25 protein-coding genes and 1 pseudogene are annotated in these 24,538 nt (G+C 67.8%); 24 read left to right on the top strand and 2 right to left on the bottom strand.

Translation table 11 applies throughout. The annotated features are described in order from the left end of the window. Positions 1-67: 67 nt before the first annotated feature. Positions 68-1,219 carry a LuxR C-terminal-related transcriptional regulator gene (locus OXH60_12755; protein MDE0712988.1) on the top strand — a complete coding sequence of 384 codons (1,152 nt, stop codon included), beginning with the start codon at positions 68-70 and terminating at the stop codon, positions 1,217-1,219. Positions 1,220-1,383: 164 nt separating this feature from the next. Here the strand turns inward: OXH60_12755 and OXH60_12750 are convergent, their stop codons facing one another. Continuing rightward, positions 1,384-1,617 carry a hypothetical protein gene (locus OXH60_12750; GenBank protein MDE0712987.1) on the bottom strand — a complete coding sequence of 78 codons (234 nt, stop codon included), beginning with the start codon at positions 1,615-1,617 and terminating at the stop codon, positions 1,384-1,386. On the opposite strand from OXH60_12750, the gene OXH60_12745 reads away from it, so the two are divergent. The 4 genes from OXH60_12745 (at position 1,607) to OXH60_12730 (ending at position 4,943) form a co-directional block, all read left to right on the top strand. Beyond that, positions 1,607-2,485, top strand: coding sequence for a TauD/TfdA family dioxygenase (locus tag OXH60_12745; protein MDE0712986.1), 879 nt, complete (start codon positions 1,607-1,609; stop codon positions 2,483-2,485). The genes OXH60_12750 and OXH60_12745 overlap by 11 nt on opposite strands. Further along, positions 2,482-3,204, top strand: coding sequence for a glutathione binding-like protein (locus OXH60_12740; GenBank protein MDE0712985.1), 723 nt, complete (start codon positions 2,482-2,484; stop codon positions 3,202-3,204). The genes OXH60_12745 and OXH60_12740 overlap by 4 nt, the downstream gene beginning before the upstream one ends. Positions 3,205-3,241: 37 nt before the next feature. Continuing rightward, positions 3,242-4,000, top strand: a complete 759-nt coding sequence (locus OXH60_12735) for an SDR family NAD(P)-dependent oxidoreductase (protein ID MDE0712984.1) — start codon at positions 3,242-3,244, stop codon at positions 3,998-4,000. A 724-nt stretch (positions 4,001-4,724) separates the two neighbouring features. Then, positions 4,725-4,943, top strand: coding sequence for a hypothetical protein (locus OXH60_12730; GenBank protein ID MDE0712983.1), 219 nt, complete (start codon positions 4,725-4,727; stop codon positions 4,941-4,943). A gap of 350 nt (positions 4,944-5,293) precedes the next feature. Here the strand turns inward: OXH60_12730 and OXH60_12725 are convergent, their stop codons facing one another. Continuing rightward, a complete protein-coding gene (locus OXH60_12725) occupies positions 5,294-6,244 on the bottom strand; it encodes a L,D-transpeptidase family protein (protein MDE0712982.1) in 951 nt (316 codons plus the stop codon). On the opposite strand from OXH60_12725, the gene OXH60_12720 reads away from it, so the two are divergent. The 19 genes and pseudogenes from OXH60_12720 to OXH60_12630 all read left to right on the top strand — a co-directional run bounded on the left by OXH60_12720 (position 6,243) and on the right by OXH60_12630 (position 24,172). Then, entirely contained in the window at positions 6,243-6,770 is a 528-nt protein-coding gene (locus OXH60_12720; protein ID MDE0712981.1) for an adenine phosphoribosyltransferase, read from the top strand. The two genes, OXH60_12725 and OXH60_12720, sit on opposite strands and share 2 nt — an antisense overlap. A gap of 390 nt (positions 6,771-7,160) precedes the next feature. Beyond that, a complete protein-coding gene (locus tag OXH60_12715) occupies positions 7,161-7,535 on the top strand; it encodes a DUF2840 domain-containing protein (protein MDE0712980.1) in 375 nt (124 codons plus the stop codon). Next, complete coding sequence (locus tag OXH60_12710; protein ID MDE0712979.1) at positions 7,532-8,053, top strand: S26 family signal peptidase; 522 nt, start codon at positions 7,532-7,534, stop codon at positions 8,051-8,053. Before OXH60_12715 ends, OXH60_12710 begins: the two co-directional genes overlap by 4 nt. Further along, positions 8,053-9,720: a DUF3363 domain-containing protein gene (locus OXH60_12705; protein MDE0712978.1), complete on the top strand. Its 1,668-nt coding sequence runs from the start codon at positions 8,053-8,055 to the stop codon at positions 9,718-9,720. Before OXH60_12710 ends, OXH60_12705 begins: the two co-directional genes overlap by 1 nt. A gap of 178 nt (positions 9,721-9,898) precedes the next feature. Next, a pseudogene (gene traG / locus OXH60_12700) lies at positions 9,899-11,674 on the top strand (IncP-type conjugal transfer protein TraG). Positions 11,675-11,760: 86 nt separating this feature from the next. Next, positions 11,761-12,234 (top strand): CopG family transcriptional regulator, encoded by a 474-nt coding sequence (locus OXH60_12695; protein MDE0712977.1) that lies wholly within the window; start codon positions 11,761-11,763, stop codon positions 12,232-12,234. Beyond that, complete coding sequence (trbB, locus tag OXH60_12690; protein ID MDE0712976.1) at positions 12,227-13,204, top strand: P-type conjugative transfer ATPase TrbB; 978 nt, start codon at positions 12,227-12,229, stop codon at positions 13,202-13,204. The genes OXH60_12695 and trbB overlap by 8 nt, the downstream gene beginning before the upstream one ends. After that, entirely contained in the window at positions 13,204-13,533 is a 330-nt protein-coding gene (locus tag OXH60_12685; GenBank protein MDE0712975.1) for a TrbC/VirB2 family protein, read from the top strand. Before trbB ends, OXH60_12685 begins: the two co-directional genes overlap by 1 nt. Next, positions 13,530-13,799 (top strand): VirB3 family type IV secretion system protein, encoded by a 270-nt coding sequence (locus OXH60_12680; protein MDE0712974.1) that lies wholly within the window; start codon positions 13,530-13,532, stop codon positions 13,797-13,799. Before OXH60_12685 ends, OXH60_12680 begins: the two co-directional genes overlap by 4 nt. Then, complete coding sequence (gene trbE, locus OXH60_12675; GenBank protein MDE0712973.1) at positions 13,793-16,195, top strand: conjugal transfer protein TrbE; 2,403 nt, start codon at positions 13,793-13,795, stop codon at positions 16,193-16,195. The genes OXH60_12680 and trbE overlap by 7 nt, the downstream gene beginning before the upstream one ends. Next, on the top strand, positions 16,192-16,881 hold the full coding sequence (locus OXH60_12670) for a hypothetical protein (GenBank protein ID MDE0712972.1): 690 nt from the start codon (positions 16,192-16,194) through the stop codon (positions 16,879-16,881). The genes trbE and OXH60_12670 overlap by 4 nt, the downstream gene beginning before the upstream one ends. A gap of 11 nt (positions 16,882-16,892) precedes the next feature. Beyond that, the gene (trbL, locus tag OXH60_12665) at positions 16,893-17,978 is read left to right on the top strand and encodes a P-type conjugative transfer protein TrbL (protein ID MDE0712971.1); all 1,086 of its coding nucleotides are present in this window, start codon (positions 16,893-16,895) and stop codon (positions 17,976-17,978) included. Next, positions 17,975-18,676 carry a conjugal transfer protein TrbF gene (trbF, locus tag OXH60_12660; GenBank protein ID MDE0712970.1) on the top strand — a complete coding sequence of 234 codons (702 nt, stop codon included), beginning with the start codon at positions 17,975-17,977 and terminating at the stop codon, positions 18,674-18,676. The genes trbL and trbF overlap by 4 nt, the downstream gene beginning before the upstream one ends. Next, positions 18,673-19,647: a P-type conjugative transfer protein TrbG gene (gene trbG / locus OXH60_12655; protein MDE0712969.1), complete on the top strand. Its 975-nt coding sequence runs from the start codon at positions 18,673-18,675 to the stop codon at positions 19,645-19,647. Before trbF ends, trbG begins: the two co-directional genes overlap by 4 nt. Beyond that, a complete protein-coding gene (locus tag OXH60_12650; GenBank protein ID MDE0712968.1) occupies positions 19,644-20,912 on the top strand; it encodes a conjugal transfer protein TrbI in 1,269 nt (422 codons plus the stop codon). Before trbG ends, OXH60_12650 begins: the two co-directional genes overlap by 4 nt. A 172-nt stretch (positions 20,913-21,084) precedes the next feature. Next, entirely contained in the window at positions 21,085-21,363 is a 279-nt protein-coding gene (locus OXH60_12645) for a type II toxin-antitoxin system RelE/ParE family toxin (protein MDE0712967.1), read from the top strand. A 12-nt stretch (positions 21,364-21,375) separates the two neighbouring features. After that, positions 21,376-21,666, top strand: coding sequence for a HigA family addiction module antitoxin (locus tag OXH60_12640; protein ID MDE0712966.1), 291 nt, complete (start codon positions 21,376-21,378; stop codon positions 21,664-21,666). A gap of 69 nt (positions 21,667-21,735) precedes the next feature. Next, entirely contained in the window at positions 21,736-22,491 is a 756-nt protein-coding gene (locus OXH60_12635; protein MDE0712965.1) for an N-acyl homoserine lactonase family protein, read from the top strand. Between the two features lie 958 nt (positions 22,492-23,449). Next, entirely contained in the window at positions 23,450-24,172 is a 723-nt protein-coding gene (locus tag OXH60_12630) for a hypothetical protein (GenBank protein ID MDE0712964.1), read from the top strand. Positions 24,173-24,538: the final 366 nt, after the last annotated feature.

Genomic DNA, 24,538 nt, shown 5'->3' with positions numbered 1-24,538 from the left:
GCCTTGCACTGGAGCGGACCCGAACCCAGCGGCCACGGTGCCACGCCGCAGCGAGCGGGCGTGTGAAATGACCCAACGGGATGCGTTCCGGCGCGCCGTGACCGCGCTCAACGAAGCCGTGCTCGACGATGCCCGCTGGCCGGAGACTTCCGGGCTCATCGACGAAGCGTTCGAGGTTACGGGCAACATTCTCGCGTTCGGGAGCGAGAATCCGACGAGCAAGGTCGAAATCTTCTTCTCGAAATGCTACCAGCGTGGAGTAGACCGCTCGGACTTGGAACAGGAATACTTTCGGACCTACCACCCGATCGACGAGCATCTCCCGCGATTGCGGCGCCTCCCCGACGGCAAAATCACGCCCATTGTCGACCTGTTCACGGAAAGCGAGCTGAAGACATCGCCCGCCTACAACGAGGCATACGCGCGTTTCGACATACAGAAGGGCTTGAACGTGCGCCTGGACGGACCCGGTGGTTCGCACATTGCCTGGGGGATCGGGAATTCGGTCGCCACGGACGGCTGGTCATCATCCCAGATCAGGATGGTCGCGCGCATGCTTCCGCACATCCGCCAGTACGTGCGCGTGCGTTCCGCGCTCGCTGAAGCGAGGGCGCTTGGCGCGTCGGTCATCGAGCTCCTCGACAATACCCGCATGGGCATCATCCAGCTCGACTGGGGCGGACGCATTGTGGAGGCGAACGACAGGGCTCGGGAACTGCTTCGCCAGAACGATGGGCTGACCGATGAGGGCGGAGAATTGCGCGCCACCCGGCCGGAGGACAATTCCAGACTGCATGAACATCTGGCTCGGGCGCTGCCGCGCCTGGGCGGGCCGGGGGAGAGCAGCTCAATGGCGGTGCGACGGAAGTCGTGGTCGCCGGGGCTCGCGTTGCACGTGAAGCCGGCGACGGTTCGGGAGGTGGACTACCGCTCCCAGAGCGTGGCTGCTCTCGTGCTGGTGATCGACCCGGTAAGCCCGGCTCGGATCGAGCCCGCCCTCGTGGCAGCGGTGTTGGGTCTCACGCCGGCGGAGGCCGTGATCGCGGTACTGCTGGCGGAGGGCCGGACCCTCCGCCAGATTGCCGTCACTACCGGCCGCAAGTACAGCACCATTCAAACGCACCTGAGGCACATCTTCGCCAAGCTGGGGTGCTCGCGGCAACTCGAGGTGGTACAGGCCGTCGAGGCACTGTCAAAATTGCCCTCGGCGCAGGGCTAGGCTGCGCTGACAGACGCCCGTCCCGGCGACAGAGGCGGGGGTTGGACCCGGCTGCTCCCGGTAGACAGGAGCCGTCACTGCGATCACGGGAGCGGATCGCCGCGACGGGCAAGGAAGTCATCTTGCAGAGATAGGCCCGGGAACGACCGTGGCCGACGGCGGTCTTACGGGCGACTGTCCGGGCCCGGCGGGAACAGCGACTTACTCAGCGCCGTGAACTTCCCCTGGAAGTCCCGCTGGCTTTCGTCGGCGTCGTGGAATTCCGCGCGCACCTTGCGGCCGGCAATCGCGATCGCGCACGAATCCCGAGCCTTGCAGTTGCCCGGCACCGCAAGTACCGCCACGATAAGCTGAGTAGGACAAGGCTTGCCAGGCGAGGACCCGGCCATGATCAGCATTGAACGGCTGCCGGCCCCGTTTGGCTGTGCTGCCTACGGAGTGGACCTGACGGCAGGTGTCGACGACGACCAGTTCCGTACGTTGTCGCAGGTCCTCTACCAGCATCGTCTGCTGGTTCTCAAGAACCAGACCTGCAATAAGGACGCGTTTCTTCGGTTCGGGCGCCAGTGGGGCGTGCCGATCCAGCATGTCGTGGATACGGCGCGCATGCCGGGTTATCCCGACCTGCTCGAGGTCGGGAACATGGCCCGGAGGAAGCAGGATCCCCTTGCCCGGAACAGCGCCGCGTTCTGGCATACGGACCAGTCCTACGAAGCCGATGTCGCGACCGCGACCATGCTGTATGCGCGGAAGGTCCCGGACGAGGGCGGCGAAACCCGCATTCTCGACATGAAGGCGGCCTACGACGACCTTGACAAGCCCACGCGCGAGCGCATCGACGGACTGGTCGCCGTGCACTTCTACGGATCAACGTCGGGCCGCGACGGCGAGTTGCCGACGCCGAAACTGACCGATGCTCAGGCCGCCAACGTCCCGCCGGTTCCGCACCCGCTGGTGCGGCCGCATACCGTCACCGGTGAGCGTGCCCTCTACGCGATTGGCGGTACGGCCTTCGACATCGAGGGGATGCCGAGCGACGACGCGGACCGCATGATCCGCATGCTCAAGCGGCACTGCGTGCAGGACAAGTACATCTACGCCCACAAGTACGATGTCGGTGACATCGCCATCTGGGACACCCAGATGACGATGCACTGCGCGACTCCGATCGACGCTCCGAGCGGCCCCGGCACCGAACGCCTCCTCTGGCGGATCAGCGTGCGGGGGGTTCCGGGCGTGTACGCGCGTGCCGCGGTCGCCGCATGATCGACCTTCACTACTGGCCGACGCCCAACGGCAAGAAGGTCACGATCCTTCTGGAGGAGTGCGGGCTTCCCTATCTCATCGTGCCCTGCCATATCGGCCGCGGGGACCAGTTCGGCGAGAAATTCCTGCGCATCAGCCCGAACAACCGGATGCCCGCGATCGTCGATCACGAGCCAGCGGACGGCGGCGAGCCGGTCGCCGTCTTCGAATCGGGCGCGATCATGATGTACCTCGCTGAGAAGGCCGGAAAGTTCTATCCCCTCGACCTGCGCGAACGACACGACGTCAATCAGTGGGTCATGTGGCAGATGGCCAATCAGGGACCCAAGACGGGCGAGCTCGGGCACTTCCGCCGCCTCGAGGAATCGGCCGGCGACCAGAGCTACGCCCGACGGCGATTCGACAACGAGGTCAACCGCCTGTACGGCGTGCTGAACAACCGCCTGTACGACCGCCCCTTCATCGCCGGCGATCAGTACACGATTGCCGACATGATCTCGTACCCGTGGACCGTCGGGTGGAAAAATCAGGGGCAGGACATCGATGAGTTTCCGTATTTCAAGCGCTGGTTTGAGGAAATGTCGGCCCGCCCCGGCGTGCAGAAGGGCATGGCTGTCGGAACGGGACTTGGCGAAACCCCGGACACCCTGTCGGACGAGGAGAAGGCGCGCCGACGCGAGCTCCTCTACAACCAGCGCGCGCGCCCGGTGCCGGCGTAGGCTGCTGCACCGGTTCGCGAAGACGGGCGCCTGATCGTTGCTGCGGGATCTCTCCGGAACGGTTGCCTGGGTAACCGGCGCGGGCACCGGCATCGGCCAGGGCGGCGCCGCGACGCTGGCGGGCGCCGGTGTCCGGGTGGTCCTGTCCGGCCGCCGCCGCCCGGAGCTGGAACGCACGGCGAAGTCGATCGAGGACGGCGGTGGAGTCGCGGTGATCGAACCGCTCGACGTCACCGACAAGGCGGCCGTGGAGGCGGTGGCCCGGCGCATCGATGATCGCTGGGGCCGCTGCGACATCCTGGTGAATTCGGCGGGTGTGAACATCCGCGACCGTCACTGGGGAGACGTCGACGCGGCCGCGTTCGATCAGGTCGTGTCGATCAACCTCAACGGCGCGTTCTACTGCACGCAGGCGGTACTGCCGATGATGCGTGCGCGCAAGGACGGGTTGGTGATCCAGGTGTCGTCCTGGGCCGGGCGCTATCACAGCTACATCACGGGCCCCGCCTATGCGGCGTCCAAGTTCGGCCTCACGGCGCTGAGCGCCAACCTCAATATCGAGGAGTGCGTCCACGGGATCCGCTCCTGCGCCCTATGTCCCGGCGAGGTGGCGACGCCGATCCTGGACCGGCGCCCGGTACCGGTTTCGGCGGAGGACCGGGCAAAGATGGTGCAGCCGGACGACATGGGCGACCTGATCCTGTTCATCGCCCGGACGCCGGCGCACGTGTGCCTGAATGAGATCGTCGTCAGCCCGACCTGGAACCGTGGCTACGTCCGGCAGCATCACGGTTAGGTTCGGATCCTGACTCCTTGTGCCGCCCCGCGGCACAGGGCGCGACCCCGGAGCGAACGAGGCCGGCGCGGGAATGACGCGAGGCCGACGTGCCCGGAGTGGCAGCATTGCCGACGGCGCATGTTGCGTCTGCCAGGTGCGCACAGAGCCGCTTCGATGGCAGCATGCCGAACGTAGGGGCGAGCGTTGGTATCTCCGTCAACCCGAATTTGGATCAACTGTCGGCGCAAATGGCAGATATCACCCGACCGGCTACGAGGAGCATTCGATAACCTTTTTGCTCGATTCAGCGTTTCGTGGCGAGACGGTGCACAGGTCTGCTGGTCCGTGACCGCCATGCGTCTTCGGCCCATGACTTACGCAAGTCGGCGAGGGTGGGCGCATGAGTGCGCATGGGTACGACTGCCGGCGTGATCGCGCGGGGTTGCGAAACCGGCCCCGAGGCTGAACCGTGATCGCCCGCTCCCGCAACCACGCGCGGGGCCCTGTCGATACAACGCGAATGGGCCAAATTGGTTGTCAGGCATAGCAATTGCCCATATGCTGCCGCGGAACTGACGCGGCATTAGCTCTGTCGAATCGTCGGCCTGCATTGGGAGGAATTCGAGTCATGCAACACCTGCCCCGCACCGGAATTGGTGTCCTCTTCGTTGTCCTGGCTGCGCTGACGCTTTCGGCGTGCGCGGGTGGGTGCCGCGGTGCTGAGTGTGAAGACAAGATGGCGATGATGAATGCCGCCGCCGAGGCCAATGCCGCCGCCGCTGAGGCAGCGAATCAGGCCGCTGCAGCCAACAGTGCGATGATTGCAGAGAACGCTGACGGCGATACGGAACTCCGCCGCCTGGTTGAACGCGCGATGGCGATGGCAGAGCAGAACCGCGCCGCGCTGCGCACGCTGAGCGAGAAAGTCGACCGCATGTTCGCGACGATGTCACGGAAGTAGGCATCGACGCGCTGGCGTCGCGCATTCGCTGAACAGGAGCCCAAGGACCCCCCGGGGTCCTTGGGCTTTGTTCGTACCTGAGGTGTCCGGCGGGTAGTGCACCCGCGGCTGGACTCCGCCGCGGTGCATCCGGACCGGTAGTCTCTCGTCTCGCCCCGGCCGTACGCACACCGACACGGCCCGTAACGAAACGGGTCACTGCATGACGGCGGCCGATTCCCTGAGCGTTGGCGGTGCTGGCGGGAGCGTCGGCGCTGTTCGGTCGACCGGTCGGGGGAATGGAGTCCCGCAAGGCGCGACCGACCGCCACCTTGGCCCAGAAGCAGGCTCGCGCAGCCGTAGCCGCCGGTCTAGGGGCCCAGCAGTTCCACGAAGTCCTGCGGCTGATCGAAGCTGACCTGCACGGGCATGCCGCTGGCTCTGAGGACTGCGGACCGGACGCGGCCCCAGTCAATGCGTGCAACCTCGGTCCCCGCCTTCTGCTGGATGACCTTCGCAGCGAGCGGGTACAGCTGTGCCGGCGGGAGTTCGGGCGGCGTATCGACGCCCTCGCCCATCTCCCGCGCATACGTGGGCTCGCGATGCACTTCCACGAAGAAGTCGTCGCCGTCCCAGCCCGCCTTGATGGGCTGGTTGACGATCGTTACCGGCGTGCCGGGCCGCACGGCCTGGAACAGCCAGGCGACACTCTCCGGGTACATGCGGATGCAGCCGTGCGTGACCCGCATGCCGATCCCCCACGGCTTGTTGGTGCCGTGAATCAGGTAGCCCGGCATGCCGAGGTAGAGTGCATGTCCGCCCAACGGATTATCGGGTCCGGGCGGTACCACGGGCGGCAGCGAAGGGTCTTCTTCACGGATCGATTTGGGCACGTACCAGGACGGATTCTTGGCCATCCGGACAATTTCGGTGTCGCCGAGCGGCGTGGTCCAGTTGTAGCGGCCGATGCCGATGGGGAACGATACCGGCGGGCTGCCGTCTTCGGGGAAATAGTACAGTCGCAGGTCACCGAGATTAATGATGAGCCCCGTCCGCTTGCCCTGCGGTAACACGTGCCGTGACGGCAGCACGAGACGGGTTTCGGCTTCCGGAACCCAAGGATCGACTCCAGGGTTCGCACTCATGATTTCGGTAAACGCGAGGCCGTGCGGGCGCGCCACCTCGAACAGGGTTTCGGTCCCCTTGACCAGATAGTCTCCAGCGGATCCGACGAGATCGGATCGTGCCGGACTCGCGGCCTCGGCGCGGATCCCGGCCACGATGACAAAGGACGCCAGTATGCAGCACCGTGACAGCGACATGGACCTTGCCTCCTTGGTTCGCACCATCCCGGACCATCCCAAGCCCGGGATCCTCTTTCGCGATATTACAACGCTCATTCAGGATGGTGCGGGATTCCGGCAAGTTACGGAACGCATTGCCGGCCGCTATCGCTCGCGGGGACTTGACAAGGTCGCAGGTATCGAGGCGCGCGGGCTCATTTTCGGGGCGACGGTTGCAACCGACCTAGGAATCGGCTTTGTGCCGGTACGAAAGCCGGGCAAGCTGCCGCACGAGACCATTGCGGAAAGCTACATGCTGGAATACGGGACGGACACGCTGGAAGTCCACCGTGACGCGATTCGCGCCGGCGAGCGGGTACTTCTGGTCGATGACCTGCTCGCGACGGGCGGCACGGCCGTGGCGGCGTCCAATCTCGTGCGGCGCCTCGGCGGCGTGCTCGACGAATTGGCGGTCGTAATTGAACTTACCGGATTGCCCGGTCGGGAGCGCCTGGCCGAGGCGGATGTGTCCATGTTTGCGCTCCTGCAGATGAGCGGCAGCTGAGCGGGCGGCGGTTCCGGACCTCGAGCCGGCGATCCGCGCTGGCGGCCGCATGGAGACCCGATCGGGTCTTGACCTGCGCGGACCACCGGAAGGATCACGTCCCGCAGCCCGGCGCGTCGACGGCCCGCTCGTGAAACGGCCCGTCAGCTCTGCTATGTTCTCAGTATGTTCTCTTCATCCGGGATTCGTATGCGATCTGGGCGGGCCGGCCGCGCAGTTGGCAAGGGCACTGGGTCAGAGACGATGCCCGCAGGTCGCGCGGCAGTCCGCGGAGAGGTTCTCCGTCTACCGGCGCCGGCGAACTGGTCGGCAGGATCGCCCGCGCTGACCGGTGCGCTTCGGCTGAACACTCCGCACCATCAGATCACGCTTCCTTTCGCACGTCCTGTCGTGGCCAGACCCGACGGTTGGTCCGGGTTCGAGCCTGGGGCGGTGTTCGTCCAGCTCCTCCGCAAGCTCGCCCGCCGCGGTTCGGACCGCTGGCGTCTCGCCGTCCTCCGCGCGGGGGGGCCGGGCGAACGTCTGTGCCGCGTCGCGGGTGTTCGTCCGGGCGCGGAAATACTCCTTTGGGTCACCGGCAAAGGTCGTACCGAACGCGTGCTGCGGACGTTTGCGGCCATCCATCGTCTGGGAATCCATCCGGTCGACATATCCCCGCCGTGGTTTGCAAGTGCAGGTGCTGCGCTGAACGCCGGCATCGCGCCGCGCCCGTACTCCACGAGTCAGCACGCCGCGTATCTGGCTGTCCGGCGGGCGGGAGGGTGAGGCGGCCGGAATACGTTGCCGTCGTCTTGGTCATGACGGGGTTGCTCGCGGCCGCCTGGACGGGAGAACGCCGTCCATGGCTCGTCTACAACGCGTCGGAAAGCGCCCCCGTCGGGTTCTACTTGCGGTCGGCCCAACCGGCAGCGATCGGCGACTACATCCTGGTGAGGGCCGACAGCCGACTGGGGATCGAAGCTGCGGCCCGCGGCCTGGTTCCAAGGGGGACACCCCTCGTCAAACGTCTGGTGGCGGGCCCGGGCGACCGGGTGTGCCGGCATGCGGCGCGCCTCACGGTCAACGGTGACCTGGTCGCCGCGGCCCTCGGTCACGATCGGGCGGGCCGTCCGCTGCCGGCCTGGTCGAGTTGCGTGCGTCTGCACGCCGGCGAGACGTTCCTGCTGCAGGATCATCCGCGATCGTTCGACGGTCGGTACCACGGGCCGACGCCGGCGTCCGACCTGGCCGGGCGGCTGGTCAGAATCGGGTCGCTTCCCCGCTTGCCGGGTGACCGTCCCTAATGGCCGGCGGTAGCGTGCGGCTCCGCGGTGAGGGCCGCGCCCCGGCACCCTTCCTGCGCCGCGTCCAGGCGCTCGGGCACCTGCGCGGCGGGCGGTCGAACACCGTGCGCGGTGGTCGCCGGTTTCATGCTCCCGGCCAGCGTCGCTGCATTGTCAGGCTGAGCTGTCTTGGTGCGACCGGGGCCGCCAATACCCGCGCCCATCTCCGGTATCTCGGGCGAGACGGCGTCGAGCCGGACGGCAGTCCCGGCACGCTGTACGGCCCGGATGGCCGGGGCGTTGCTCCGGATGCGTTTGTCGAGCGCGCCCGTGGCGACCCGGGACAGGCGCGGATCATGCTGTCTCCGGACGATGCGTCCGAGTTGGACCGGCTCCATGATGTGACGTGCGGTGTGATGGCCGGCCTGGCGCGCGACCTGGACCGCGAACTTGACTGGGTTGCGGTCGACCACGCCAACACCGGTCGTCTGCACGCCCACGTCGTGGTGCGCGGGCGCGATGCCGACGGGCGGGCTCTTCAATGGGACCGGCGCAGCCTGCACCGTCGGGTCCGCGCCCTGGCGATGGCCGTACTGACGCGCGAACTCGGGCCGGATTCGGACCGGGCCCTGCGTGAGCGGCTGCGGGCCGAAGCCCGCAGCCAGCAACTGACCGGGCTTGACCTGGGCCTGGTTGAGCGGTCCCGGGCCGGCGTGGTCGATCTGCGGGGTCGGCCGGAGGGGCGCGATGCGCATCTAGGCCGGGCCCGCATGATCGACCGGGTGCGCACCCTGTCGCGGATGGGTCTGGCAGCGGAGACCGCCCCGCTGCAATGGACACTGGCACCGGACACGCTGCCCACCCTTCGCGCCATCGGCGAGCGGCGGGAGACCTATCGCCTGCTGGAACGGGCCATCACGGAGACCGGACTGCGCCGGCCCCTGCGAGATCGCGCCGTCGCCGGTGGCCCGGAGCTCGAGCGGGGCATCACGGGGGCGTTGGTGGCGTGGGGGCGTCGCGCCGGCGCGGCGCCACTTCCATACGCGGTGGTCGACGCATTGGACGGCAGGGTTTGGTACGCCGACCTCGTCCACGTGCCCGCCGGAATCGCGGCTGGCGTGATCGTCGAACTCCGCGCCGCCAACCCGCGCCTCGCGGCGCTGGACCGCGCGATCGAACAGGAGGTCCGGTCGCGGAATGGGACCTGGCTGTTCGGGCGTTCCGGTCGGGAGGATGCCGATCGTCGCGTACGCGCGCTGGCGCGCGCCGGTCTGGCTGCACCCGCAGGACGCGACCGCTGGCGGGTAGCCGATGGCCTCCGGGCGCATATCCGCACCGTGGGCCTGACGCGTCAGTACCGGGGTACTGCCATCCAGGTGCTCGATCGCTTGGCCCTCGACCGGCAGGTCCTCCATCCGGGCCCCACGTGGCTGGACACGCTCGCCTGGTCCGGCGGCGCGATTGCCGATCGAGGCTTCGGACGGGCGGTACGCGAGGCGCTGGCGGAACGGCGGCGCCGCGACCTCGGGGTTTCGGCGCGGCGCGGAGACCCGGACGGCACCGATCGGGATACCGATCGAGACGACGATGATCCAGCACGCCGCGGGCGTACAGGCCCAGATCGGGCCGGGCACCGCCACCGACCGGAGGTTTGCCGGCCAACGCTCGGGCCGGATCGCGGCGCCTGAGCTTCGCGACGGAGGTGGGGAGCAGCGAGTCAACGCCGCCAGGGTCGGGACCGGTGAACGGGTAGAACGTCCTGACAGCGCGCACCCGGCCATACGTCTGACATGTTTTACGAAAGTTCTTGCTTTGTTCTAGTCGAGCTGTATGCTCGCCGGTCCGCCGCCGCCGGAGACCGTGCCGATGACGCCCACGCGACTGCTGATCGGTCAGGGATTTCTGGTCACGATCGCGGTGGGCGCCGTGCTGTGGGGTGCGACCCAATGGACGGCCGCGTTGCTTCGGGATCAGTACGCCCTGGGTCCACCGGGGTTTGAGGCTTTGGGTCTCGACCTCTACTGGCCGTGGCAACTGTTCGAATGGTGGTACGCCTTCGGTGCCGCTGCCCCCGGGGTGTTTGCCCGTACCGGTGGACTGGCCGCGTTCGCCGGGATCGCCGGGATCGTGATCGCGGTGGGCTGCTCGCTCTGGCGGGCCCGCACGGGTGGCCAGGCCACTTCGCATGGTTCCGCACGCTGGGCGGGCACGGCTGACATCAGGCGGCACGGGCTGCTGGTGGACCGGGGAGTGATGCTTGGCCGGTTTGGCCGCCGGTACCTCCGGCACGACGGGCCGGAACACATCATGGCGTTCGCGCCGACCCGCTCCGGCAAGGGGGTCGGCCTGGTGGTGCCAACCCTCCTGGCCTGGCCGGAATCGACGGTCATCCACGACATCAAAGGGGAGAACTGGAGGCTGACCGCGGGCTGGCGTGCGCGCTTCTCCCACTGCCTGTTCTTCGACCCGACTGACCCCCGCTCGGCCCGCTACAACCCGTTGCTGGAGGTTCGGCGCGGCCCCAACGAAGTTCGCGACGTCCAGAACATCGCCGACATTCTGGTTGATCCGGAGGGCGCCCTTGACCGCCGGAACCACTGGGAAAAGACCGGTCACGCGTTGCTGGTAGGCGTCATCCTCCACGTGCTGTACGCCGAGCGCGACAAGACGCTGGCGCGGGTCGCGGCCGTCCTGTCGGATCCCGCGCATTCATTCGAACAGACGCTGACCCGCATGATGCACGTGCCGCATCTCGGCGGCCACGCCTCCGGGCGCCCTCATCCGGTGGTTGCCCAGGTCGCCCGCGAACTGCTCAACAAGTCCGACAACGAGCGCTCGGGCGTCCTGTCGACCGCCATGAGTTTCCTGGCCCTCTACCGCGATCCGGCCATCGCCCATGTCACCGGGTCCTCCGACTGGCGCATCGCCGATCTCATGCACGCCCGCCACCCGGTCTCGCTCTACCTGGTGGTACCGCCGTCCGACCTGTCGCGCACGAGGCCACTGGTCCGCCTCCTGCTCAACCAGATCGGCCGGCGGCTGACAGAACGGCTCGAGGGCGAGAACCGTCGGCATCCCCATCACAGACTGCTCATGATGCTCGACGAGTTTCCCGCCCTCGGCCGCCTGGATTTCTTCGAGAGCACGCTCGCCTTCATGGCGGGCTACGGCATGCGGGCCTACCTGGTCGCGCAGTCCCTCAACCAGATCTCGAAGGCCTACGGCGAGCACAACGCCATCCTCGACAACTGCCACGTGCGCATCGCGTTCGCGACGAACGACGACCGCACGGCGCGACGAGTCAGCGACATGGTGGGAGCGGCCACGGCGGCACGCTTCCAGCGGAACTACGGCGGGCACCGACTAGCGCCGTGGCTCAACCGAGTCACGGTTTCCCAGCAGGAGAACGCCCGGCCGCTGCTGACACCCGGCGAGGTCATGCAGCTCGATCCCGATGAGCAGCTGGTGTTTGTCGCCGGCTGTCCGCCCATCCGGGCTCGGAAGCTTCGCTATTTCGAGGACCGTGCGCTTCGGGGTCGCTGCCTGCCGCCACCACCACCCGGCACCCGCGATTTTCCCCCGCGACGCGGGGACGACTGGCGCGGCCTGGCTCTCCCTGCCGTGGCTACGGCGGCCTCGGGCCGGGATTCTGCCTCCGCGCCGACACGGTCCGAGCAGCGCCTTTTCCAGGACGCGGGCGCGATCCCGGTGCGCGTGGAGCGGCCCCGGTGAACCCTTCCAAGAATGTCCGGGTGCCCGCCGATCTCGGCAGTCAGCTCGCCCGCGAGGCGGCGCGCCGCGGTGTCACGCAGACGGCCCTGGTGGAGGCGGCGCTGTTGAGCTTCCTGACACCGGAGGCGGCCGACCGTCGGGACGAGGTGCTGATCCGACGCCTTGACCGGGTGACGCGGTCGCTTGGCCGCCTGTCCCGCGATCACGTCATCATCTCGGAAACGTTGGCCCTGTTCGTTCGCTACTTCCTGGTGGTAACACCCCCGGTGCCCGACGACGAACAGGATGCCGCCCGGGTGCTGGGGCTGGAACGCTTCGAGTATTTCGTCACGCAGCTGGCCGAACGGGTGGCCGGCGGGCGAACCCTCCTCGACGACGTCCTGGACGAGATCCGCCCCGCGGAACGCGATTTCTTCACGGCCGCCGACTTCACGGCTCCGGTCTCAGCTCCGGCGACCGACGATGCATGACCACGGGGCGGCCCGCGGTGTCGCGATGCTGCGTACCGCCATGGGTTCCGAGGTGAGCCGTGCGCTCGCCAACCCGCATGTCCTGGAAATCACGGTCAATCCCGACGGCCGTCTGTGGCTGGACCACGCGATCCAGGGTCGTGTGGACACCGGGGTCTGCCTCGCCCCGTCAGCGGTCGAGCGCGTCGTTCGTTTGGTCGCCAGCCAGACGGGTCGGGCATCCGGGGCCGACCACCCGATCGTGAGCGCCGAGCTGCCCGCGACGGGCGAGCGCTTCGAGGGAGTGCTGCCGCCGGTGGCGCGCGATCCGTGCTTCTCGATTCGCCGGCCGGCCGGCCGCGTCATCGTCCTGGACGCCTACGTCGAGAACGGAGCCTTGAGCCGCACACAGGCGGAGCTGCTGCGGGAGGCGGTCCGGACCCGCCGCAACATCGTGGTGGCGGGCGGCGCCTCGTCGGGCAAGACGACGCTAGCCAACGCGCTCCTGCACGAAATGCGCGATCTGGGACACCGCGTCGTGCTGCTGGAGGACACCCGGGAGCTGGTTTGCGAAACGGCCGATTGCGTGGCGCTCCGCACCCAGCCGGGCCACGTCACGCTCTCCGACCTGCTGCGTTCAACGCTCCGGCTGCGTCCGGACCGGATCGTCGTCGGCGAAGTGCGCGGCCCGGAAGCCCTGGCCCTCGTGAAGGCGTGGAACACGGGCCATCCCGGCGGACTGGCGACGCTCCACGCCAATTCGGCTGCGGCGGCACTCGCCCGCCTCGAACAGCTGATCCAGGAAGCGGCCGTCGCGGTCGACCGCCGGCTCGTGGCCGAGGCCGTCGATCTTGTGGTGTTCGTCGGCCGCACCGGCACGCGGCGCCGCGTTGAAACGCTGCTTGCCGTCCACGGGCTGGGTCCGGACGGCAGCTACGCCTGCCGACACCTCGGCGCCGCCCCGGACCATTCAGGGAGACCTTCCACATGATGATCAAACCCACTCCACGCCGGCACTTGATCCGCGCGGCGCTTGTGCTGCTTGCTGCGCTCGGGGCGGCCGGACCGGCGTTCGCGGCTGGATCGGGCATGCCGTGGGAAGCGCCGCTCCAGAGCATCCTGACTTCGGTCGAAGGACCGGTCGCGCGCATCATGGCGGTGATCATCATCACCGTGACCGGTCTCACACTCGCCTTCGGAGACACCTCCGGCGGGTTCCGCCGGATGATCCAGATCGTCTTCGGCCTCTCGATCGCGTTTGGGGCCGCATCCTTCTTCCTCACGTTCTTCTCGTTCGGCGGCGGGGCTCTGCTTCCGTGATCCGCTCGTCACCCCCGGAGGGTTTTGAGGTGCCGCTGCACCGCGCCCTCACGGAGCCGATCATGATGGCTGGCGTGCCGCGGTCCCTGGCCATCCTGAACGGGACGCTGTCCGCCGCCGTCGGGCTGGGGCTTCAGCAGTGGGTCGCCGGCCTGGTCCTCTGGATCGTGGTGCAGGCGATTGGGGTGTTCTGCGCCCGGCATGATGCGCAGTTCGTGGACGTGCTCGCCCGCCACCTGCGGCACCGGAACTACCACGGATGCTGAATCTCCGGGAGTTCCGGGCCCGGCCGGCCGGTCTTGCCGACCTCCTGCCCTGGGCGTTCCTGGTCGCGCCGGGAGTCATCCTCAACAAGGATGGATCGTTCCAGCGCTCAGCCCGGTTCCGCGGTCCCGATCTCGAGAGCTCCACCGAATCCGAACTGATGGCCGTGACCGCTCGCGTTAACAACGTGCTGCGGCGGTTCGGGTCCGGCTGGGCCCTGTACTTCGACGCCGAACGCGTTCCGGCACGGAGCTATCCGAGAAGCACGTTTCCCGATCGCCTCTCGCAGCTGGTCGACGATGAACGGCGCCGGGAATTTGCCGGGAGGAGCCGTCATTTCGAGACGCTGTTCCGGCTGACGCTCACCTACCTTCCGCCGGCCGATTCGTGGTCTCGGGCGTCTGAGACCTTGGTCGAGCGGGCCGCCGCCGAGGCTGGCGGGTCGATCACCTGGCGGACGCACCTCGAGAACTTTCAGGCACGGACCGACCGTGCCTTCATGCTCTTGGGAGACGTGATGCCGAGGTTGGCGCCGATGTCGGACGAGGCCACCCTCACCTACCTGCACGGCACGGTTTCCGCGTCGGACGGACGCATCACGGTACCGGGGATTCCGGCCCACCTGGATGCAGTTCTGGCCGATACACCGCTTGCCGGCGGCATCGAACCCATGCTGGGAGACCTTCATCTCCGCACCCTGACCGTGCTCGGGTTCCCGAACCTCACACGCCCCGGGCTGCTGGACGACCTCAACGACCTTCCGTTCGCCTACCGGTGGATGACCAGGTTCCTCGTCCTCGGGAAGGACGAAGCGGAGCGCGAGCTCGGGCGCTGCCGGCGGCAGTGGTTCGCCAAGCGGAAGTCGGTGCTGGCCATGTTGAAGGAGGTCGTCTTCAGTCAGGAGGCGGCGCTGGTGAATTCGGATGCCGACGTGAAGGCCGCCGACGCGGATCGGGCGCTGCAGGAGCTGGGCGAGGACCTGGTCGCGTTCGGGCACATCACCACGAGCGTGACCGTGCGGCACCGGTCGGCAGCCGTCGCCGCCGAACATCAGCTCGAACTCGAGCGGATCCTGCACGGTCGCGGCTTTGCCACGATCCGTGAACGCCTCAACGCGGTCGAGGCGTGGCTGGGATCCTTGCCGGGACACGCCTATGCGAACGTCCGGCAACCGGTTGTCCACACGCTGAACCTGGCGCACATGATGCCGCTGTCGGCCACCTGGGCCGGGCCGGAACGGAACGCCCATCTCGGTGGTCCCCCGCTGCTCCACGCGCAGACGCGCGGCACCACGCCGTTCCGGCTCTCGCTGCATGTCGGCGACGTGGGACACACGCTGGTGGTCGGTCCCACCGGGGCCGGGAAGTCCGTGCTCCTGGCCATGCTGGCGCTGCAATTCCGCCGCTATCCCGGCGCCCAGGTGTACGTGTTCGACAAGGGAGCCTCGTGCCGGGCTGCGGTGCTCGGCATGGGCGGCACCTTCCTGGACCTGGGCGGCGCTGCCGAGCAGCTGGCGTTCCAGCCGCTGCGGCATATCGAACTGGAAGTCGAGCGTGCCTTCGCTTTCGAGTGGACGTCGGCGCTGCTCCGGCGCGCGGGCATCGACATCGACCCCGGCGTACGGCGCGAGCTGTGGGACGCTCTCTCCAACCTGGCGGGCGCACCGCCGGGTGAGCGCACCCTCACGGGCCTTGGGCTGTTGCTGACGCGCCCGGAACTCCGGGACGCCCTGCAGCCGTGGACGCTCGCCGGCCCGCACGGGCGGGTGCTGGATGCCGCCGACGATTCCCTGGCCCTGTCCGAGGTGCAGGGTTTCGAGATGGAGGAGCTGCTCGAGAACGAGGGTCTCGCGGCACCGGTCCTAGGTTACCTGTTCCACCGGCTGCGCGATCGGTTCGACGGCCGGCCGACGATGTTGGTGCTCGACGAGGCCTGGGTCTTCCTCGACGATCCCCTGTTCGCCGCGCAGATCCGCGACTGGCTCAAGACCCTCCGCAAGCGCAATGTGTCGGTGGTGTTCGCCACCCAGTCGCCGAGTGACGTCGTGGCGAGCACCGTGGCGCCGGCGATCCTGGAATCTTGCCCTTCCCGGATCTTCCTCCCGAACGATCGCGCGCAGGAGCCGGCCGCCCGCGAGGTCTACACCCGGCTTGGATTGAACGAGCGGCAGATTGAACTGCTGGCCCGAGCCACGCCCAAGCGTCACTACTACTACCAGTCGCGACGGGGTGCCCGGCTGTTCGATCTCCAGCTGGGCGAGATCGCGCTGACGTTTGCCGGGGCCTCGTCCAAGGAGGACCAGGTGCGCATCGATGCCGCCATGGCCCGGGCCGGGCCGGAGCGGTTTCTGGAGGCGTTCCTGGCCGAGAGCAGCGCTCGCCGGAGCGGACTGGCGTGAGGCGGCGCGGACTCGTCCTGGCATTGGCGGTCGCCCTGGCGGCCACGCCCCGGTCCGCGGACGCGTTCGCGGTCTACGACGGCGCGAACCACGCCCAGAACCTGCTGACCGCCGTCCGTTCCCTCGCCGCCGTCCGTCATCTCCAGGAAACGGTGGCGAATCTGGAGCAGAACCTGCTCCGGCTGAACTTCGACGGGAGCGCCATCCTGGACACCGGAAAGGCCTGGCTTCGCACGCTCTTTGCCGATGCGCCCGGCATTTCCTGGGGCCGGAACGCTGCGGCGGTGACGACGGGGACGCTGTTCCCGGACCCGGTCGCGACGACGCTTGCAAGGACCGCCCGGGTCCAGCAGGCCCGGGTCCGGGCCGAAGCGATCCGCGCTGGCTGGCGGCACAGCCACGACGTGCAGACCGGCATGGTCGAGGAAACCCGGGAGACTGAGCGGTTGCTGGGGCGGCTCGTATCCGAATCCCGGGGGGCCGCGGGAACACTGGCCGTCACGCAGGCCGGTAACCAAATCGCTGCCATGCAGGTGCGCGAGCAGCTGCGCACGCAGGGCCTGCTCGCCGCGCACCAGCGCGTGCAGGCCGCGGAGCGCCTCCGACTGGACACGGCTGCCCGCGAGGCCCGGGCCCGGTTCGGCGCCTCCATCGGCACCGGCAACCTGTACACGCCGCTTCCGTAGAGCCAGCCAAGGTGGATGATCTCAACGTCGTCGACCGGTTCACCGAGACGTTCCTCACATTCATCGACAGCGGCTTTGGCCTGCTGGGGCCTGACATCGGCTTTTTGATCCGGATCCTCATCACCGTCGACATCGTTCTGGCCGGGTTGGCATGGGCGTTGACGACCGAGGGCGACGTGTTCGCAGGTCTGTTGCGGAAGGTCTTGTACGTCGGCGCGTTTGCCCTGATCCTCAACAATTACGAGCTTCTGGCGGACATCATCTTCTCGTCGTTTGTCGACCTCGGACTCACGGCGTCGGCCGCGCCCATCCGTCCCGACGACCTGCTTCGGCCAGGCTTCGTCGCCAATACCGGTGTCGCCGCCGCCCATCCGATCCTGCTCGATATCCAGACACTGATCGGGTTTCCCGAAATCGTGGTGAACGCGGTTGAGATCGCGATTCTGCTGCTGGCCTGGCTCGGGGTCGTGGCCGCGTTCTTCGTGCTCGCGGTGCAGATGTTCGTGACTCTGGTGGAGTTCAAGCTGATGGCGCTGGCCGGTTTCGTACTGGTGCCGTTCGCGCTCTGGAACCGGACCACGTTCCTCGCCGAACGGGTGCTCGGCAACGTGATGGCGTCCGGCGTGAAGGTCATGGTGCTGGCCGTGGTCATCGGGATCGGCAGCACGATCTTCGCGGACATCGCGAGCGCGCTGCAAGGTCAGGAAGTGACCATCGCCCGTGCCATGCCGCTGCTGCTGGCGGCGTTCTCTCTGCTCGGGATCGGGATCCACGGCCCGGCCGTCGCAAGCGGCTTGATCGCCGGCGGCCCACAGCTCGATGCCGGCGCCGCTGCCGGCACGGCGCGCCGGGCCAGGGATTTCTTTGCGGGTGCACTGGGCATTGCCGCGGCCGGTGCCGCCCGCGTGCAGGACACCGCGTCCGGCGCGGCCCGGGCGGCCGCGCGCCTGCCTTCCGGCCCCCACGAAACTCCCGCAACGGCGGATCGCCGCGAAGCCGCGGCAGCGGTGCGCGACGCCGCGAGGGTGGCCGATGGGGGCTGGGAGTCCGGTGACGGACCTGCTCCCGACCGAGGCCGCAGAAAGGACCGCCAATGAGTGCTCCGACCCGCTCCGGGGTCTCCTATGGCCGCGCCCCGGCCCCGGTGACCCCGTACCAGAAAGCCGCGCAGGTGTGGGACGAGCGCCTCGGCAGCGCTCGCGTCCAGGCCCGGAACTGGCGCCTCGCCTGCCTTGGCGCGCTGGCGATCGCGGGCGTGCTCGCTGCCGGCTTCTGGCACATGGCGAGCCGCAGCAGCGTGGTGCCCTACGTCGTGGAAGTCGACGCACTGGGCGCTGTGCGGGCGGTGGGGCCGGCCCTGGACGGGCATCGCCCGAACGACGGCCAGATCGTCTACCACCTCGCGGAATTCGTGGAGCACGTCCGGGCGGTTCCCATCGACCCGGTCGTGCTGCGGAAGAACTGGCTGCGCGCCTACGCGTTCGTCACCAGTCGGGCCGCGACGCGTCTCAGCGATTACGCGCGGACGGCGGAGCCGTTCCGGGACGTCGGCGTACGCACGGTCACGGTGGAAATGACGAGCGCCGTGCGGTCATCGGCGACCAGCTTCGAACTGCGCTGGCGCGAGGACGAATCGCTCCGGGGCGGGGCGGCCGAAACCAGCCGGCATACCGCCCTGCTTTCCTATGTCGTCCAGCCACCCGCCGATGCCGCAGCCCTCCGGGCGAATCCGCTCGGGATCTACATCACCGATTTCCACTGGTCGCGAGACCTCGTGACGGGAGACAAACCATGAAGAATCGTGTGGCCGTGCTGTTCGTTGCCGTGGTCACGACCGGCTGCGTGACCGAACCCCCTACCGGGAGCGGGCCCGGGCCCGGTTCCGCTCCGGCGGTGGCCGTGCCGGCGACGCGGATCATCGAGCCCGAGGCCGAGGTGGTCGCGGTGCCGACCCCGCTGCCGCTGCCGGGGCAACTCAAGCCGGTGGCGTCGGCACTCGCGAGCGACGTGGCGCCGGAAAGGGCCAGCGCGGACCCGGCGCAGCGGGTGCGGGCGGCCAATGCCGTGGCCCGCCTGGAACCGGCGGCAGACGGCTACGTGAACGCGATCCAAGTCTATCCATGGACGGAAGGCGCGCTCTACCAAGTCTATACCGCTCCCGGCCAGGTCACGGACTTGGCCCTGGCCCCGGGCGAGCAGCTGGTGTCGCTCTCGGCCGGGGACACCGTCCGGTGGAAAGTGGCGGAAACGGCGAGCGGCAGCGGGGCCAATCTGCGCCCGCACGTGCTGGTGAAACCGACCGCGTCGAAGCTGGTGACGAACCTCGTCATCGCGACGGACCGGCGGGTCTACCACGTGGAGCTCCAGTCGCTGGACATCACCTACATGGCCTCGGTGTCCTGGACGTATCCGGAGGAGGAGCTGGCGTTCCGGGCGGCGGCCGTGAAGAGCCGGGGCCCGGATCGCGCCGCTGCGGCGGACGGCATCCGGCCGGAGGCACTGCATTTCGGCTATCGGATCCTCGGTGACCAGCCGCCCTGGCGGCCAGTCCGGGCCTTCGACGATGGCCGGCGCGTCTTCATCCAGTTCCCGTCGGGAACGGCCGAAGCGCCGCCTCTCTTCCTGATCGGACCGGAGGGGGAGGTGGCGCTGGTGAATTACCGCGTACGCGGGTCGTACTACGTAGTCGATCGTCTGTTCGAGGTGGCCGAGCTCAGGCTGGGCACGGACCCGCAAACGGTGGTGCGAATCGAGCGCCAGTCGTGAGCGGCCCGGGCGCGTCGGCACCCACTGCTCCGGGCGTCGGGCTACCGCCCGACGCCGAGCCCGAACTCCCGCTGCCCGGTCTCGAGGTGACGGATGAATTGCCGCCCGGCCCCGACGGTGCCGGCGAGGCACCCGCGAAGGGCGATCCGGCCGACTTTGAGCTCCGGGCGTCGCCACGCCGGGTCACGCGCATCAACCGCAGGGTCCTGGCCGTGCTCGCAGGCGCTGCCGCGCTGGCGGTGTTTGGCGTCTTCACGGTGGCCCTCGATTCCCCGCCGCGGGAGGAAGGCGGCGCCGTCCAGGAGGTCTGGCATCCCGGCCAGCCACATCCGGAGGCGATCGAGCGACTGCCGGAGACCTACCAGGAGATCGCGTTCGCGCCCGTGCCCGAACCCGTGCCGCCGCCCGTGCCGGACGAGGCGGCGCCAGGCCTGCCGGCCGACGAGGATGCGGCCGAACGGAAACGGCTGGCAAAGCGGGCGACGGAGGCCCTGCGCTCGGAGCTCTTCTTTCGCGTCCAGGGAGCCGGCCCGCCCGCTGCAGGTCCGGCGCCTGACGCCGGCGTCCCGGCCGGTCCCGAACCGGGCCTGATCCCGGCGAGCGAGCCTGGCCGGCAGGCCCGGATGCAGGCGTTCCTCGAAGCCGCGCCGTCTGCCGACATCTACAACCCGCATCTGTTGGAAGAGCCGCTGTCGCCGTGGCAGGTGATGGCCGGCAGCGTGCTCCGGGCAGCGCTGATCACCGGGCTGAACTCGGACCTCCCCGGCTTTGTCGTGGCCCAGTTGACGGAGGACGTCTTTGATTCCGTGACCGGCACCGTCCTCCTGCTGCCGCGCGGAACCCGCCTCCTCGGCCGCTACGACAGCCAGGTAGCGTTCGGACAGGAACGGGCGCTCGTGGTCTGGCACCGGCTGATCCTGCCGGACGGAACGTCGGTGGTCATCGAGAACCTGCCGGCGACCGACGAGGCCGGCCATGCCGGGATCAGCGACACCGTCGACATGCACGGCTGGCGGCTGGCCCGGGGGATCCTGCTGTCGTCGCTGCTCGGCATCGGCACGGAACTTGCCTTGGCGAACGAAGGCGACGTGACCCGTGCGTTCCGGGAGTCCGTGCAGGATGGAACGGACAAGGCCGCCGGCGCGCTGGTGAAACGGGAACTCGACGTCCAGCCGACCCTGAAGGTGCGGCCGGGCTGGCCACTCGCGGTGCTGGTCCACCGCGACCTGTTGCTCAGGCCGTGGCAGAACCAGCCAGAAACGTAGCGGGCTGCAAGGTCCCGCAGCAGCGGTCCGGGACACGGGCAGCGTCAGCCCCAGGGTGCGCTCCGGTGCCGCGATGGCGGCTTGCCGACAGACGCAGCTACGCGTCAGCTGAATGCTCGACGAGTGTACCGGTTTCCTTGCAATATGGGAAGCGGGAGGTTACACTTCTCACATGATACTTGGGTTCCGTCACAAGGGCCTCAAGCTGCTGTTCGAGAGGGACGATCGGCGGAAGGTGCCGGCGGAACACGCGGCCAAGATCGCGCGCATCCTCGCGCGGCTCGAAGAGGCATCAGAGGCCGGCAACATGGACCTGCCCGGCTTCCGGTTGCATCGCCTCAAGGGCGATCTCGCAAGTTTCTGGTCGGTCACCGTGTCCGGCAACTGGCGCGTGATCGTCCGCTTCGAGGGCGGCCATGCCGGCGATGTCGATCTGGTCGATTATCACTAGGGAGAACAAGCGATGCCGATGAAGAACCCACCGCATCCGGGCCTTTCGGTGCGGCATGACTGTCTGGCGCCTTTGGGGCTGAACGTCACCGAAGGGGCAAAGCACCTGGGGATCAGCCGCAAGCAGCTTTCGGACATCGTGAACGGTCACGCGGGCATTTCGCCGGCAATGGCGATTCGCCTCGACAAGGCATTCGGGGGCGGTGCCCACACGTGGTTGCGACTCCAGGCGGCCTACGATTTGGCGCAAGCTATGAAGCACGCCGAAGACCTCAAGGTCGAACGGCTGTCGCCTGTGGCCTGACCCGCTGGGCCGCTTACCCTGTTCGCACTCGAAGACATCTAATTCGAGGAAGGATTCCAGCAGGTGAGGATGCACGTTCTTTCCGGCGGTCGCGTGCGGATGTCGAAACACATCTACTTGCCTGATGCAGCGCGCGAGGAAACCATCGACCTGCCGGTTGCCTGTTTCCTGTTTCGGCATCCACAGGGCAATGTGCTGTTCGATACTGGTTGCCACCCGATGGTTGCCAAGAACCCGCAGGAGAGATGGGGCAATCTCGCCAGGTCGGTGGTTCCGATCATGGGAGACGACGAGAACGTCGTTAGCGAGCTTCGCCGGGTCAACCTGAGGCCTGCGGATATCGACGTCGTCGTGAACTCCCATTTGCATTGCGATCATTGTGGCTGCAACGAATTCTTCTCCAGGGCGGCCATTTATGTCCATGAGGATGAACTTGCGCGGGCGCGGCGCCCGGACATGGAGAAAAAGGGCTACTTCAGCGCCGACTGGGAACATTCGATGCCGATCGTTGAAATCAATGGTGAGGTGGACATCTTCGGTGACGGGCGCATCGTGCTGTTGCCGCTCCCCGGGCATACGCCAGGACTGACCGGCGTCCTCGCCGGCCTGCCGAATAGCGGCGCATTCCTGTTGGCTTCCGACGCGGTAGCTCTCAGAAAGCACCTGGATCTGGGGATCGTTCCGAAGAACACGTGGAACCGAGACCTGCATGCAAAGTCCCAAGCCGAGATCAAACGGATTGAGCGATCGGGAGCGGCGGTCATGTGTGGCCATGACCTTGCCCAATGGTCGGCCATTCGAACCGGAGAGGACTACTACGACTAGATCGAACTTCAGTGCGCTGTTCGACGGAGCTTCTCTCTGGTGGGTACGATTCCCGCCCAACCACTGTCGTCCGATCGGCGGCTGTCCGGGCGGTTCATGGAAGTCACGGAATGGACTGAAGCACTCTGGCAAGGGGACCGCCTCGGAGGGTTCAGCGGCCATGCAGGCTGGAACATGCCTGAATGCCGAGCACGGCTCGAACCTGTCGATACGGAAGCCGGCCCTCCTGAAGCAGGGGGAAGACCGAGGAAGCCGGAACCAACAGCCTCAACGATGATGCCCCGCGTGATGGGCGCCAAGAATTTCGCCTACGGTCATGCTGGCCGGCTGCCAGCCGCTTCGGCGCTTGCGAAAGCGGGCAACGGCCCGCCGGTCGGCGTTGCGAAGCCGCTGCCAGGAGCGCCCGGGCGCCCGGACCGCCTGCCGGCGTCCCCCGGGAACCGCGTCGCGCGCGGGCGATGCGCCGCTGGAGGCGGACGCGTCTCGGCGGGGCGCGCCAGATGCGGAGGTCGAGGGCGCGGAAGTCGCTGAACAGCGGATCACGACGCGGCGCGATGAGGCTCTTGAAATGGTCCTGCCAGGGGATCGAGCGGCGCTGCCGGTGCCAGGCCTCGACATGTTCCTCGAGGGCCGCGTTGCAGAGCTGCCACGTGAGCGCGAGAACCTCTCCGAGGCGGCGGTGGCCGGCTGGCGTGATGCGGGCGCGGCAGACGAACGTGAGGTGCAGGAGGACGGGGTCGCCTGCCGGTGGTGTCCCTGGAGTTCCTGTCTTCAGTGGGCAGAGACCTCTGCATGTTCCTTATATGTTCATACTGCAAACATTTTTGCACCTGCTGTCAACCCAAGGGTACAAGTGCCGAAAATATCGCGTACGATCCGGAGGTTGCGTCGGCGGAGTGATGTCATTCCGTCTGGGTCGCAGCGGAATGGCCTGCTGGGTGACCGGATGCGAAATTACATGGTCCCGCTTCTTGCGGCCGGCGTTCTACTGCTCACGGCCACGCAGTACGCGAGTGCGCAGGAGGGGCCGTACGTCAGCGTGGCAGCCGGATGGAACCGGACAAACGCCGAATACACCAAGGGAATCGGTCTCGACGTGCCGCCCGCGAGCTACGAGACGGCGACCAGCGAGGCGCAGGACGGAGTTGGCACGGTACGGGCATCGCTCGGCTACCGAACCTTCGTCACCGGTCGCCTGTACGTCTCCGGGGAGTTGGAGGCGGCGCTCCACGGAGGCAGCGGCCCGACAGGCTACCTGCGGGAGGGTACCGGCGTTGGCGACCGGGACGTGTGGCCGGGACCGTGGAGCGTGCAGCGGAAACGCGGGCTCGGTATGAACGCCCGGCTGGGGTACGCGCCGGGCGGTCTGCTGGGTGAAGGTGGATCGGTCTACGTCGTCACCGGCGTGCATTGGGAGCGGGCGACCCTGCGGCGCGGTTCCGACATCGGCGGGGAAGCGATCCGGACCGTGGCGGATCGCACGTTACACCCGTGGGTCGTCGGAGTGGGCGTGGAGTGGGGGAGTTTGGCGAGCCGGGTCGGGCTCGAGGTCCGGTACTCGGCAGCTGAGCTGGAGTTCCGCACCGGAGGGGATGGGTCGGCGCTCGGGATGCCGCGCATCAACCACCGGTTCGGCGTGCGCGAGGTTGGCGTTCAGGTGGGATACGTCCGCTCGTTCTGATCAGAGCGGCAGAATCAGGCAACCGTGCGCGGCGGCATTCTGAACAAGACCGGTACCCGCACTTCGCGATCGTCTGGGAAGGCGGTGGGGAATTGCTTGGTCGGCTGTTGTGCAGATATTCGCAGTTGCCATCGAGGGACAAGATCGCGGTGGATCGTCCCGGTCCCGAACGTCGCCCAGGGTAGCGTTCGCCGGCCTCGCCTAGGGTGGTAACGGAGTCGGAGACGTCACGCAGAGAGGCTCTATTGGCGTCCGGAGATACTTCTCAATGAGCCCCCGACGAGGAGCCCCGGGCCATCAGGTTGCCAGCCGATGTAGGCAGAACTGGGCGCGGACATGCGGGTGGATGCCACGCCGGGAGCATTT

It is taken from the genome of Rhodospirillales bacterium (genome assembly GCA_028824295.1).
Lineage (GTDB): Bacteria > Pseudomonadota > Alphaproteobacteria > TMED109 > TMED109 > VXPW01.
The sequence above is the reverse complement of the archived record's forward strand: the minus strand, read 5'-3'. Positions and strand labels throughout refer to the sequence as shown.